The 13,104-nt window shown below is 72.0% G+C and carries 14 protein-coding genes; 12 read left to right on the top strand and 2 right to left on the bottom strand.

Going from position 1 to position 13,104, the window contains the following annotated elements:
* The 5 genes from mqnC to ABD308_RS21835 all read left to right on the top strand — a co-directional run.
* Positions 1-1,160, top strand: a 1,160-nt coding sequence (mqnC, locus tag ABD308_RS21855; protein WP_344337788.1) for a cyclic dehypoxanthinyl futalosine synthase, incomplete at its 5' end; no start/stop codon positions are given.
* 14 nt (positions 1,161-1,174) lie between these two features.
* Positions 1,175-1,810, top strand: a complete 636-nt coding sequence (locus tag ABD308_RS21850; RefSeq protein WP_344337787.1) for an amidohydrolase family protein — start codon at positions 1,175-1,177, stop codon at positions 1,808-1,810.
* Between the two features lie 279 nt (positions 1,811-2,089).
* Positions 2,090-2,677, top strand: coding sequence for a hypothetical protein (locus ABD308_RS21845; protein ID WP_344337785.1), 588 nt, complete (start codon positions 2,090-2,092; stop codon positions 2,675-2,677).
* Between the two features lie 65 nt (positions 2,678-2,742).
* On the top strand, positions 2,743-3,435 hold the full coding sequence (locus tag ABD308_RS21840) for a demethylmenaquinone methyltransferase (protein ID WP_344337784.1): 693 nt from the start codon (positions 2,743-2,745) through the stop codon (positions 3,433-3,435).
* A gap of 121 nt (positions 3,436-3,556) precedes the next feature.
* Positions 3,557-4,861: a geranylgeranyl reductase family protein gene (locus ABD308_RS21835; protein WP_344337783.1), complete on the top strand. Its 1,305-nt coding sequence runs from the start codon at positions 3,557-3,559 to the stop codon at positions 4,859-4,861.
* Between the two features lie 20 nt (positions 4,862-4,881).
* On the opposite strand, the gene ABD308_RS21830 is transcribed toward ABD308_RS21835, so the two are convergent.
* Complete coding sequence (locus ABD308_RS21830; RefSeq protein WP_344337782.1) at positions 4,882-5,214, bottom strand: MazG-like family protein; 333 nt, start codon at positions 5,212-5,214, stop codon at positions 4,882-4,884.
* Between the two features lie 74 nt (positions 5,215-5,288).
* The gene (locus tag ABD308_RS21825) at positions 5,289-5,966 is read right to left on the bottom strand and encodes a peptidylprolyl isomerase (protein ID WP_344337780.1); all 678 of its coding nucleotides are present in this window, start codon (positions 5,964-5,966) and stop codon (positions 5,289-5,291) included.
* 583 nt (positions 5,967-6,549) lie between these two features.
* Between ABD308_RS21825 and ABD308_RS21820 the strand changes: the two genes are divergently transcribed.
* The 7 genes from ABD308_RS21820 to ABD308_RS21790 all read left to right on the top strand — a co-directional run.
* Positions 6,550-6,909, top strand: coding sequence for an NADH-quinone oxidoreductase subunit A (locus ABD308_RS21820; RefSeq protein ID WP_014137597.1), 360 nt, complete (start codon positions 6,550-6,552; stop codon positions 6,907-6,909).
* A 60-nt stretch (positions 6,910-6,969) separates the two neighbouring features.
* On the top strand, positions 6,970-7,524 hold the full coding sequence (locus ABD308_RS21815) for a NuoB/complex I 20 kDa subunit family protein (protein ID WP_320435911.1): 555 nt from the start codon (positions 6,970-6,972) through the stop codon (positions 7,522-7,524).
* The gene (locus ABD308_RS21810) at positions 7,521-8,234 is read left to right on the top strand and encodes an NADH-quinone oxidoreductase subunit C (protein ID WP_425554826.1); all 714 of its coding nucleotides are present in this window, start codon (positions 7,521-7,523) and stop codon (positions 8,232-8,234) included. Before ABD308_RS21815 ends, ABD308_RS21810 begins: the two co-directional genes overlap by 4 nt.
* Positions 8,234-9,589 carry an NADH-quinone oxidoreductase subunit D gene (locus tag ABD308_RS21805; protein WP_344337777.1) on the top strand — a complete coding sequence of 452 codons (1,356 nt, stop codon included), beginning with the start codon at positions 8,234-8,236 and terminating at the stop codon, positions 9,587-9,589. Before ABD308_RS21810 ends, ABD308_RS21805 begins: the two co-directional genes overlap by 1 nt.
* A gap of 17 nt (positions 9,590-9,606) precedes the next feature.
* Entirely contained in the window at positions 9,607-10,341 is a 735-nt protein-coding gene (gene nuoE, locus ABD308_RS21800) for an NADH-quinone oxidoreductase subunit NuoE (RefSeq protein ID WP_425554827.1), read from the top strand.
* On the top strand, positions 10,341-11,702 hold the full coding sequence (gene nuoF / locus ABD308_RS21795) for an NADH-quinone oxidoreductase subunit NuoF (protein ID WP_344337774.1): 1,362 nt from the start codon (positions 10,341-10,343) through the stop codon (positions 11,700-11,702). Before nuoE ends, nuoF begins: the two co-directional genes overlap by 1 nt.
* Positions 11,699-13,104, top strand: a 1,406-nt coding sequence (locus ABD308_RS21790) for an NADH-quinone oxidoreductase subunit G (RefSeq protein WP_344337772.1), incomplete at its 3' end; no start/stop codon positions are given. The genes nuoF and ABD308_RS21790, both read left to right, overlap by 4 nt.

Genomic DNA, 13,104 nt, shown 5'->3' with positions numbered 1-13,104 from the left:
GGGCGGCCGGCGGCGGCCGGATCAGCCCGGAGGAGGCGCTGGAGCTCTACCGCTCCGCCCCGCTGCACGCGCTCGGCTCGGCGGCCGACGCGGTGCGCCGCCGCCGTTACGCCGGTACCGAGCACATCGCGACGTACATCATCGAGCGCAACATCAACTACACCAACGTCTGCGTGACGGCGTGCAGGTTCTGCGCCTTCTACGTGCCGCCGAAGAGCGACAAGGGCTGGTCCCGCGACCTCGACGAGATCCTCCGCCGCTGCGCCGAGACCGTCGAGCTGGGCGGCACCCAGATCATGTTCCAGGGCGGCCACCACCCGGACTACGGCGTCGAGTACTACGAGCGCGCCTTCTCGGCGATCAAGGCGGACTTCCCGCAGCTGGTGATCCACTCGCTGGGCGCGTCCGAGGTCGACCACATGGCCCGGATCTCCGGCGTCCCGGTCGAGGAGGCGATCACCCGGATCCACCGGGCCGGTCTGGACTCCTTCGCCGGCGCCGGCGCCGAGCTGCTGCCGGAGCGCCCGCGCAAGGCGATCGCGCCGCTCAAGGAGTCCGGCGAGCGCTGGCTGGAGATCATGGAGACCGCCCACGGCCTCGGTGTGGAGTCCACCTCCACCATGCTGATGGGCACCGGCGAGACCAACGCCGAGCGGATCGAGCACCTGCGGATGATCCGCGACGTGCAGGACCGCACCGGCGGCTTCCGTGCCTTCATCCCGTACACCTACCAGCCGCAGAACAACCACCTGAAGGGGTCGACCCAGGCGACCGTCTTCGAGTACCTGCGGATGATCGCCATCGCCCGGCTGTTCCTCGACAACGTCGCCCACATCCAGGGCTCCTGGCTGACCACCGGCAAGGAGGCGGGCCAGCTGTCGCTGCACTACGGCGCGGACGACCTCGGCTCGGTCATGCTGGAGGAGAACGTGGTCTCGGCGGCCGGCGCCAAGCACCGCTCCAACCTCACCGAGCTGATCCACCTGATCCGGGCCGCCGACCGCGTCCCCGCGCAGCGCTCGACCACCTACGAGCACCTGCGGGTGCTGGACGACCCGGCCAACGACCCGGTCGACCCGCGGGTCGCCTCGCACATCGCCTCCACCGCGATCGAGGGCGGCACCGCGCACCCCGAGCTGAAGATCCTCGACAACGGCTGAGGTCCCGTTCCGCCGTGCTGACCCTGCACCGGGCCGCCCTCGTGCTGCCCGACCCGGCCGATCCCGCCGCCCCGTCGTACGCCGACGGGGCGGTGCTGGTGCGTGACGAGCTGGTCGAGGCGGTCGGCCCGTACGCCGCCCTGGCGGCGGCGCACCCGTCCGCCCGGGTCCGGGACTGGGGCGACGCGCTGCTCACGCCGGGCCTGCGCAACCCGTTCGGGCACTGGTTGCTGGAGCGGGCGTACCATCCGGACCCGCGCGAAGAGGTCGGGGACGAGCCGGTGCCGGACGGGCTGGCGGGGGAGCGGGACGAGACGCGCTGCGGGGCGAGTGCCCGGCGCGGGCTGCAGCGGATGCTGGGCTCCGGTGTGACGGCGGTCGCCGGGCCGTTCGAGCGTGCCCCGGTGCGGACGGCGGTGGCCCGCTCGGGGCTGGTCGTGCTGCCGGGGACCGGGGCGGACGCGGGGGCCGGGCCGCTGGACCCGCTGGCGGTGCTGCCGCCGGCGGAGGCGGTGCACGGCCGGGTGGCCGTCGGGGGACGGGCGGACTTCGCGGTGTTCGCGCGGGGGGCCGGCGGGGCGGACGGTCCGCTCGCCGGGAGCTGCCGGGCCACGGTGCTGGCCGGCCGGCTGCTGTTCCGGCGGCGCTGAGCGCGTCGGCCGGCTTCGCCCCGGTCGCATCCTACTCGCCGGTAGTCGCGCCGTCCGACCCGGTGCCCTCGTACTCCCTTGCGACGTCCGGGACTTGCTTCGTACGCCACTGAACTGCGGGTTCGTCCCGGTGGCCTGATTGACCCTTCGCCGTGACCTGAGGGCCCGCCAGCGGATAGCATCCCGCTCAGTTCACTCCGCACCCTCACCACACCTCGCCCGTGCCCGCGGGCGGCGGGGCCCCGTCCCAGGCCCCGAACGCAAGCCAGGACAGGAACCATGCGATCCGCGACCGTCCCCCCGCAGCGATCCCCGCGGTTGGGCCGTGGCTGGTACGTCACCGCCGTGCTCAGCGCCGTGCTGGCCGTCGGAATGTGCCTGCTGGGTTGGCGTCAGGCCGAGCAGGCCGACCGGATCGGGGCCCACCCGGTGCGGGTCGAGGGCGTGGTGACCCAGCTGCCGAACGGTGGCGGCTCCTACAGCACCGTCAGCTACCAGGCGGCCGGTCAGCACCACACCGCCACCGCGCTGCCGCTGGCCGAGGGCGTCAGGGTCGGGGAGACCGTCTGCCTTGAGCACGCCGCCGACGAGCCGAAGGCCGTGCGGATCTGCGGCGACACCTACCCGCAGCCGGTCGGCGTCGGGCTGGCCCGGCTCAGCGTGCCGGTGGCGGTGCTGATGTTCGCCGTCTGCATGCTGCGGATCCGGCGGCACCGCCGGGCGGTGGCCGTCCGGAGCGGGCAGAACCGCTTCGCCACCACGGTCGCCCTGGCGACCGGGGCGCTGGCCGACGGGATGCCGGCGATAACGCAGGGAAAGCGCTCGCGGCGGCGGCGCCGCGCGGGCGGGCGACGCGGCCTGCACTGAGCCCGGAGCGCCCGGAAGACGCCCCCTTGCCCGGATCGTCGGGGCCAGGGTGAACAATGGGGGGCGTGACCCGAGCCTCCCTGGACAAGCAGCCGCACGAAGTCGCCGCGATGTTCGACGACGTCGCGGCCAAGTACGACCGCACCAACGACGTTCTCTCGCTCGGCCAGGCCCGCGCCTGGCGCCGCGCGGTGGCCGAGGCGGTGGCCGCCGGTCCGGGGGACGTCGTGCTCGACCTCGGGGCCGGCACCGGCACCTCCTCGCTGCCCTTCGCGGAGGCCGGGGCGCGGGTCGTCCCGTGCGACTTCTCGGTCGGCATGCTCGCCGAGGGCAAGCGACGCCACCCCGAGCTGGCGCTGACCGCCGGGGACGCCACCCGGCTGCCGTTCGCCGACGGCACCTTCGACTCGGTGACGATCTCCTTCGCGCTGCGCAACGTGCACGACACCGACGCGGCGCTGGGCGAGATGCTCCGGGTCACCAAGCCCGGCGGCAAGCTGGTCATCTGCGAGTTCTCCACGCCGACCTGGACGCCGTTCCGGACGGTCTACACCGAGTACCTGATGCGCGCGCTGCCGCCGGTCGCCACCGCGGTCAGCAGCAACCCGGACGCGTACGTCTACCTCGCCGAGTCGATCCGGGAGTGGCCCGACCAGCCGGCGCTGGCCGCCCGGCTGCAGGAGGCCGGCTGGTCCAAGGTGGCCTGGCGCAACCTGACCGGCGGGATCGTCGCGCTGCACCGGGCCTACAAGGTCTGACCGTCCGCGGCTCCGGTGCCGTAGCGCCCGGCCGCGGCCCCTCCGCGGCTCATAGACTCGTCCAAGCCCAGCCGCGCCGGCCCCCGCCGGCCGGCCGACCCCCAGCAGGAGTGTGCCCACCGTGTCCGAGACCGCCGTTGACCTGAGCGCAGGCGTTGTGGAGAGCACCGCGGACGTCATCGTGGTCGGCGCGGGCCCGGCCGGGTCCACCACCGCGTACCACCTCGCCCAGGCGGGCCTGGACGTGCTCCTGCTGGAGAAGACCAGCTTCCCCCGGGAGAAGGTCTGCGGCGACGGCCTCACCCCCCGGGCCACCAAGCAACTGGTGGACATGGGCATCGACGTGTCCACCGAGAACGGCTGGCTGCACAACAAGGGCCTGCGGATCATCGGCGGCGGGGTCCGGCTGGAGCTGGACTGGCCCGAGCTGTCGGCCTTCCCGGACTACGGCCTGGTCCGCAAGCGCGCCGACTTCGACGAGCTGCTCGCGCGTCAGGCGGAGAAGGCCGGGGCCCGGCTCTACGAGCGCTGCAACGTCAGCGGCCCGGTGCTGGACGAGCGGACCGGCCGGATCGTCGGGGTCACCGCCAAGCTCGGCGACGAGAAGCGGCCGGTGACCTTCCGGGCCCCGCTGGTGGTGGCCGCCGACGGCAACTCGACCCGGCTCTCGCTCGCCATGGGGCTGCACCGCCGGGAGGACCGCCCGATGGGCGTCGCCTACCGCACCTACTTCACCTCCCCGCGCCACGACGACGACTACCTGGAGTCCTGGCTGGAGCTGTGGGACACCCGGGACGGGCAGCGCAAGCTGCTGCCCGGCTACGGCTGGGTCTTCGGCATGGGCGACGGCACCTCCAACGTCGGCCTCGGCATCCTCAACTCCTCGCCGGCCTTCGGCGAGCTGGACTGGCGCGAGGTGCTCAAGGCCTGGTGCGCGAGCATGCCGCGGGAGTGGGGCTACACGCCGGAGAACATGACCGACCCGATCCGGGGCGCGGCCCTGCCGATGGCCTTCAACCGGCAGCCGCACTACACCCGGGGCCTGCTGCTGGTCGGCGACGCGGGCGGCATGGTCAACCCGTTCAACGGCGAGGGCATCGCCTACGCGATGGAATCCGGCCAGATCGCCGCGGGAGTGATCGTCCAGGCCCTCGCGCGGGTGACCGACGGCGGCCGGGAGCGCGCGCTGCAGGCCTACCCGCGCATCCTCAAGGACGTCTACGGCGGCTACTACACGCTCGGCCGGGCCTTCGTGAAGCTCATCGGCAACCCGAAGGTGATGCAGCTCGCCACCCAGCGCGGGCTGACCCACCCGATGCTGATGAGGTTCGTCCTCAAGCTCCTCGCCAACCTCACCGACCCGCAGGGCGGCGACGCCATGGACCGCGTCATCAACGGCCTGGCCAAGGTCGCGCCGAACGCCTGACCGGTGCCGGCCGCCGGCCGTCAGTCGCGCGGGGTGCGGCTGGCGGCGGAGCGCCGCTCGACGTAGGCGAGACGGTCGGCGAAGACCCGGGCCGCGTCCGGGGTGAGCGTGCGCAGGGCGACCAGGGCGGAGAAGACCACGTCGCACAGCTCGTGCTGGACGTCCTCCCAGCTGTGGGTGACGCCCTTGCGCGGGTTCTGGCCGGTGGCGCCGATCACGGCGGCGCTCACCTCGCCGACCTCCTCGGTGAGCTTGAGGATGCGGGCCAGCCGCTCCTCCCGCGGGGGGAGCGGGCTCTCCTCGTCGAGCCAGGCGACCAGCTGGTCGACGCTTTCCCAGATCCTGCTGTCCATGCGGTGCCGCTCCCGTACGGTGTCGGTGGCCCGTCGTCGGGCCCGCTCCACCGTACGGGAGTCCGGCGGGCGGCTCAGCGGGCGGAGATCTTCACGTTGCGGATGTTCACCGGCAGCGTCGGGAAGCCGTCGCCGGGGCTGTTCTGGTCGTCCTCGCCGCCGGCGGCGATCCGCCGCAGCACGTCCAGGCCCTCGGTGACCCGGCCGAACGGGGTGTAGGCGGGGGAGAGCTTGGTGTCCTTCCAGACGAAGAAGAACTGGCTGCCGTTGGTGTCGGGCCCCGCGTTGGCCATGGCGACGGTGCCGGCCGGGTAGGTGGCGCCCTCCAGGTTCTCGTCCGGGAAGGAGTAGCCCGGGCCGCCGCTGCCGGTCCCGGTCGGGTCGCCGCACTGCAGCACGAAGAGCCGCTGGGTGGTGAGCCGGTGGCAGTGGCTGCGGTCGAAGTAGTCGCGCTCGGCGAGGAACCGGAACGAGAAGGTGGTGCAGGGGGCCTTGTCGGTGAGCGCCTGGAAGGTGATCGCGCCCTGGGAGGTCTTCAGGGTCGCCTTGTACGGCTTGGCCGCCTTCCGGGCGTCGAAGACCGGGATGCCCTTGAAGTTGTCGGCGGGGACGGCCGGGGTGTAGGCGCAGGTGACCCCGGCCGCGCCGGTGCCGGAACCGGTCGACGGGGTGTCCGCGACGGCGGTGCCGGTGCTCGCGACGAGCGGCAGGACGGTGGCGGCGGCGATCAACGCCCAGTGCTTGCGCGTCACTTGACTGGCCTTCCGAGGGGTGGGGGACGGCTGGCTTGGCATGGCGACATCATCCACGGCGGGGTGGAGATCCGGTAGGGGGCGGGAAACCGTTGATCCGGACCGGGCCGGTGCGCGAGGACGGCGGACCGCGGGCCCCGGTCGAAGGCCGCTCGCGCGCTTGTGAACGAAGGGTCAAGCGCGCGTGCGCGGAGCCGCCACCCCTGCGGGTGAGCCGCCATAACACGTCAAGGCGACGCCCAGAAATTTGCTCCCGGCGAGGCATAGTTGATATAGGTACGCGGCCCTGACCAGCCGCTTCGCAGATAAATGCGACTGCTTGTGACCATTTGACTTCTATGCGTTGACAAATCTCGTCATGCTCACCTTCGTCATGATTCGCAAGGTGGCGGAGATCACAAAGATCGTCCTGAACTGCGTGTCGCAGATCACAAGCGGACGGGCATAGGATGCGCTCGTTCCAGGCTTTGTGAACTGCCTCACATGGGGTGGATCCGGGGAACTGGAACGCCGGGTTCACCGCAGCGTGACCCGTCGGTTCCGATCTGCAGTCAAGGACGACTGGACGGAGGGAGCGGGGGCTATGAATGCCTACGCGCCGATCCTCGTACTCGGTGCCATCGCGGCGGCGTTCGCGGTCGGCTCCGTCGTGATGGCCTCACTGACCGGCCCCAAGCGCTACAACCGGGCCAAGCTGGAGGCGTACGAGTGCGGCATCGAGCCGACCCCGCAGCCCGTGGGCGGCGGTCGGTTCCCGATCAAGTACTACCTGACGGCGATGCTCTTCATCGTCTTCGACATCGAGATCGTCTTCCTCTACCCGTGGGCCGTGAGCTTCGACGCCCTGGGGATCTTCGGGCTGGTCGAGATGCTCCTGTTCATCGCCACCGTCTTCGTCGCCTACGCCTACGTCTGGCGCCGCGGCGGTCTGGAGTGGGACTGACCGCTGACTTTGTGAACGTGCGGACAAGCCAACGGACTTGAGGGCATTGAGAGGGATCTGATGGGAATCGAGGAGAAGCTGCCGAGCGGCTTTCTGCTCACGACCGTGGAGACGGCCGCCGGCTGGGTGCGCAAGTCGTCGCTCTTCCCCGCCACCTTCGGGCTGGCCTGCTGCGCGATCGAGATGATGACCACCGGCGCCGGCCGCTACGACCTGGCCCGGTTCGGCATGGAGGTGTTCCGGGGCTCGCCCCGGCAGGCCGACCTGATGATCGTGGCGGGCCGGGTGAGCCAGAAGATGGCCCCGGTGCTGCGCCAGGTCTACGACCAGATGGCCAATCCGAAGTGGGTCATCTCGATGGGCGTCTGCGCCTCGTCGGGCGGGATGTTCAACAACTACGCGATCGTGCAGGGCGTCGACCACATCGTCCCGGTGGACATCTACCTGCCCGGCTGTCCGCCCCGCCCGGAGATGCTGATGGACGCGATCCTGAAGCTGCACGACAAGATCCAGCACGAGCCGCTCGGCGCGAACAAGCGCCGCGCCGAGGAGCTGGGCGAGGCGCTCGCGCTGCAGGCGACCCCGGTGAGCGAGATGCGGGGGCTGCTGCGATGAACGACCAGGTACCCGAGACCCGCCGCGAGCGGCCGCACCGCGAGATCCCGGTCGAGGTGGTCGGCCGCCGGCAGGGCATGTTCGGCGCGCAGGGCAGCGGCGACACCTCCGGCTTCGGCGGGCTGGTCGCCCCGATCGCCCTGCCGCCGGCCGCCGAGCGCCCGTACGGCGGCTGGTTCGACGAGGTCGCCGACGAGCTGGAGGGCGCCCTGGAGGAGCAGGGCCTCGACCCGGCCGAGGTGATCGAGAAGACCGTCGTCGACCGCGCCGAGCTCACCTTCCACGTCGCCCGCGAGCACCTGCTGCGCACCGCCCGCACCCTGCGCGACGACCCGGCGCTGCGCTTCGAGCTCTGCCTCGGGGTGAGCGGCGTGCACTACCCGGGCGACCAGGGCCGCGAACTGCACGCGGTCTACCACCTGCGCTCGATCACCCACGGCCGGCTGATCCGGCTGGAGGTCACCGCGCCGGACGCCGACCCGCGCGTCCCGTCCGTGGTCAGCGTCTACCCGACCAACGACTGGCACGAGCGCGAGGCCTACGACTTCTTCGGCCTGGTCTTCGAGGGCCACCCGGCGCTCACCCGGATCATGATGCCGGACGACTGGCTGGGGCACCCGCAGCGCAAGGACTACCCGCTCGGCGGCATCCCCGTCGAGTACAAGGGCGCCCAGATCCCGGCGCCCGACCAGCGGAGGTCGTACAGCTGATGAACACCCAGCACTACGAGGAGACGCACCGGGACGGCACCGCCGAGGCGGGTGCCCGGGACACCACCGAGGGCCGGGTCTTCACGGTCACCGGCGGCGACTGGGGCGAGGTGGTGGAGGCCGTCGGCCGGGCCGACGACGAGCGCATCATCGTCAACATGGGCCCGCAGCACCCCTCCACCCACGGGGTGCTGCGGCTGATCCTGGAGATCGACGGCGAGACGGTGACGGAGGCCCGCTGCGGCATCGGCTACCTCCACACCGGCATCGAGAAGAACATGGAGTTCCGCAGCTGGGTCCAGGGCACCACCTTCGTGACCCGGATGGACTACCTGACCCCGCTGTTCAACGAGACCGCCTACTGCCTGGCGGTCGAGAAGCTGCTCGGCATCACCGACGACGTCCCCGAGCGGGCCGACGTCATCCGGGTGCTGATGATGGAGCTCAACCGGATCACCTCGCACCTGGTCTGCCTGGCCACCGGCGGCATGGAGATCGGCTCCACCACGCTGATGATCTACGGCTTCCGCGACCGCGAGCTGATCCTGGACATCTTCGAGCTGGTCACCGGCCTGCGGATGAACCACGCGTACGTCCGCCCCGGAGGCCTCGCCCAGGACCTGCCGCCCGGCGCGGTCGACCAGATCCGCGAGGCCGTGAAGACCTTCCGCTCCCGGATGCACGAGTACGACAAACTCGCCACCGGCAACCCGGTGTTCAAGGCCCGCCTGGTCGACGTCGGCTTCCTCGACCTGCCCGGCTGCCTCGCCCTCGGCGCCACCGGCCCGATCCTGCGCGCCACCGGCCTGCCGCACGACCTGCGCAAGACCGACCCGTACTGCGGCTACGAGAACTACGACTTCGAGGTCGCGATCGCCGACGGCGCCGACTCCTACGGCCGCTTCCTGATCCGCCTGGAGGAGATGAAGCAGTCGCTGCGGATCGTCGAGCAGTGCCTGGACCGGCTGCGCCCGGGCCCGGTCATGGTGGCCGACAAGAAGATCGCCTGGCCGGCCCAACTCGCCGTCGGCCCGGACGGCATGGGCAACTCCCTCGACCACATCCGGAAGATCATGGGCACCTCCATGGAGGCCCTGATCCACCACTTCAAGCTGGTCACCGAGGGCTTCCGGGTCCCGGCCGGCCAGGCCTACGCGGCGGTCGAGTCGCCCAAGGGCGAGCTGGGCGTGCACGTGGTCAGCGACGGCGGCACCCGCCCGTACCGGGTCCACTTCCGGGACCCGTCGTTCACCAATCTGCAGACGATGGCGGCGATGTGCGAGGGCGGCCAGGTGGCCGACGTCATCGTCGCGGTGGCCGGGATCGACCCGGTGATGGGAGGCGTGGACCGGTGACAGACGTCCAACTGGGGATGCCGGCGCTGCCGGCCAGGCCGTACCCCGAGGAGGTGCGCGCCCGGCTGGCCGCCGACGCCGCGGAGCTGATCGGCCGCTACCCGGTGGCCCGGTCCGCCCTGCTGCCGCTGCTGCACCTGGTGCAGGCCGAGGAGGGGTTCGTCAGCCCGGCCGGCATCCGGTTCTGCGCGGAGCAGCTTGACCTCACCACCGCCGAGGTCACCGCCGTCGCCACCTTCTACACCATGTACCGGCGCCGGCCCGCTGGCGAGTACCACGTCGGCGTCTGCACCAACACCCTGTGCGCGGTGCTCGGCGGCGACCAGATCTTCGCCGAACTCCAGGAGCACCTCGGGATCGCCAACAACGAGACCACCGGGGACGGCCGGATCTCGATCGAGCACATCGAGTGCAACGCGGCCTGCGACTACGCGCCCGTGGTGATGGTCAACTGGGAGTTCTTCGACAACCAGACGCCGGAGAGCGCCAAGCGGCTGGTCGACGACCTGCGCGCGGGCCGCGAGGCCGTCCCCACCCGGGGCGCCCGGCTCTGCTCCTTCAAGGAGACCGCCCGGATCCTGGCCGGCTTCCCCGACGAGCGCCCCGGCGCCGTCGACGAGTCCGGCGCCGGCGGCGCCCCCTCGCTGGCCGGCCTGCGGCTGGCCCGCGGCGAGGCCCTGCCCGGCACCGGCGGCACCCGCGTCGTCTCCCCCCGCCACGAGGGCACCGGCCAGGAAGGGAACGAAGCGTGATGACCTCCGCCGAGCCGGCCGAGAAGCTGCTCACCCCCGTGCTGTCCGCCTCCTGGGACGACAGCCGCCCCTGGAGCCTCGCCACCTACCGCCGGCACGCCGGGTACGAGGGACTGCGGGCCGCCCTCGCCATGGCCCCGGACGACGTGATCGCCCTGGTCAAGGACGCCGGACTGCGCGGTCGCGGCGGCGCGGGCTTCCCCACCGGGATGAAGTGGCAGTTCATCCCGCAGAACGACGGCAAGCCGCACTACCTGGTGGTCAACGCGGACGAGTCCGAGCCGGGCACCTGCAAGGACATCCCGCTGCTGTTCGCCAACCCGCACTCGCTGATCGAGGGCATGATCATCGCGTCCTACGCGATCCGCTGCGACCACGCCTTCATCTACCTGCGCGGCGAGGTCGTCCCGGTGCTGCGCAGGCTCCAGGCCGCCGTCGCCGAGGCCTACGCGGCCGGGCTGCTCGGCAAGGACGTCCTCGGCTCCGGCCTCGACCTGGACATCACCGTCCACGCCGGCGCCGGCGCGTACATCTGCGGCGAGGAGACCGCGCTGCTCGACTCGCTGGAGGGGCGCCGCGGCCAGCCCAGGCTGCGCCCGCCGTTCCCGGCCATCGCCGGCCTCTACGCCTGCCCGACCGTGGTCAACAACGTCGAGTCGATCGCCTCGGTGCCGCCGATCCTGGCCCGGGGCAAGGACTGGTTCAAGGGCCTGGGCACCGAGAAGTCCCCCGGCTTCACGCTCTACTCGCTCTCCGGCCACGTCACCAACCCCGGCCAGTACGAGGCCCCGCTCGGCATCACGCTGCGCCAGCTGCTCGACATCAGCGGCGGCGTCCGCCCCGGCCACCGGCTCAAGTTCTGGACCCCGGGCGGCTCCTCCACCCCGATGTTCACCGACGAGCACCTCGACGTCCCGCTCGACTACGAGGGCGTCGGCGCGGCCGGTTCGATGCTCGGCACCAAGGCCCTGCAGATCTTCGACGAGACGACCTGCGTGGTCCGCGCGGTCACCCGCTGGACGGAGTTCTACGCCCACGAGTCCTGCGGCAAGTGCACCCCCTGCCGCGAGGGCACCTACTGGCTGGTCCAGTTGCTCAAGCGGATCGAGGCCGGCCAGGGCGCCGAGGGCGACCTCGACAAGCTCCTGGACATCGCCGACAACATCAACGGCAAGTCCTTCTGCGCCCTGGGCGACGGCGCGGCCAGCCCGATCGTCTCCTCGCTCCAGCACTTCCGGGCCGAGTACGAGCAGCACCTCGCCGAGCGCCGCTGCCCGTTCGACCCGGCCGCCTCCACCGTCTGGGCCGACGGCCCCCGCCCCGGCCACCAGTCCGCCACCGAAAGGGAGGTGCACGCGTGACGATCACAGAACCCTCCACCTCCACGGGCGGCCAGGCCGCGGTCGAGCTGGTCACGCTCACCATCGACGGCGTCGAAGTGCAGGTCCCCAAGGGGACGCTGGTGATCCGGGCCGCCGAGCAGATCGGCACCCAGGTCCCGCGCTTCTGCGACCACCCGCTGCTCGACCCGGCCGGCGCCTGCCGGCAGTGCATCGTGGAGATCGAGGGCCAGCGCAAGCCGGTCGCCTCGTGCACCATCCCGGTCGCCGAGGGCATGGTGGTCCGCACCCAGCTCAGCTCGCCGGTCGCCGAGAAGGCCCAGCGCGGCGTGATGGAGCTGCTGCTGATCAACCACCCGCTGGACTGCCCGGTCTGCGACAAGGGCGGCGAGTGCCCGCTGCAGAACCAGGCGATGTCCACCGGTGACACGGACTCCCGCTTCGAGGGGATGAAGCGCACCTACGAGAAGCCGGTGCCGATCAGCAGCCAGGTGCTGCTGGACCGCGAGCGCTGCGTGCTCTGCGCCCGCTGCACCCGGTTCTCCCAGCAGATCGCCGGGGACCCGTTCATCGACCTGGTCGAGCGCGGCGCCCTCCAGCAGGTCGGCACCGGCGAGGGCGACGACTTCGAGTCGTACTTCTCCGGCAACACCATCCAGATCTGCCCGGTCGGCGCCCTCACCTCGGCGGCCTACCGTTTCCGCTCCCGCCCGTTCGACCTGGTCTCCTCGCCGAGCGTCTGCGAGCACTGCTCGTCCGGCTGCGCCCAGCGCACCGACCACCGGCGCGGCAAGGTGCTGCGCCGGCTGGCCGGCGAGGACCCGGCGGTCAACGAGGAGTGGAACTGCGACAAGGGCCGGTTCGCGTTCCGCTACGCCCAGCAGCGCGACCGGATCACCGCCCCGCTGGTCCGCCGGGACGGCGAACTCGTCACCGCCTCCTGGCCGGAGGCGCTGGCGGCCGCCGCCGAGGGGCTGCGCGAGGCCCGCACCGGCGTGCTCACCGGCGGCCGGGTCACCGTCGAGGACGCCTACGCCTACGCCAAGTTCGCCCGGGTGGTGCTCGGCACCAACGACGTGGACTTCCGGGCCCGCCCGCACAGCGGCGAGGAGACGGCGTTCCTGGCCGCCGCGGTCGCCGGGCAGGGCGTGGACCTCACCGGCGAGGGCGTGACCTACCAGGACCTGGAGGCCGCGCCGGTGGCGCTGCTGGTGGCCCTGGAGCCGGAGGAGGAGTCGCCGATCGTCTTCCTGCGGCTGCGCAAGGCCAACCGCGCGCGCCGGCTCGCGGTCTTCTCGATCGCCGCGCACGCCTCCCGGGGCCTGGCCAAGCTGCACGGGTCGCTGCTGCCCGCAGCCCCCGGCACCGAGGCCGAGTGGCTGGCCGCGCTCGCCGCCGACGAGCCGCTCAACGACGACGCCGG

Source organism: Kitasatospora putterlickiae (assembly GCF_039527695.1).
In the GTDB taxonomy this organism is placed as follows: Bacteria; Actinomycetota; Actinomycetes; order Streptomycetales; family Streptomycetaceae; genus Kitasatospora; species Kitasatospora putterlickiae.
The sequence above is the reverse complement of the archived record's forward strand: the minus strand, read 5'-3'. Positions and strand labels throughout refer to the sequence as shown.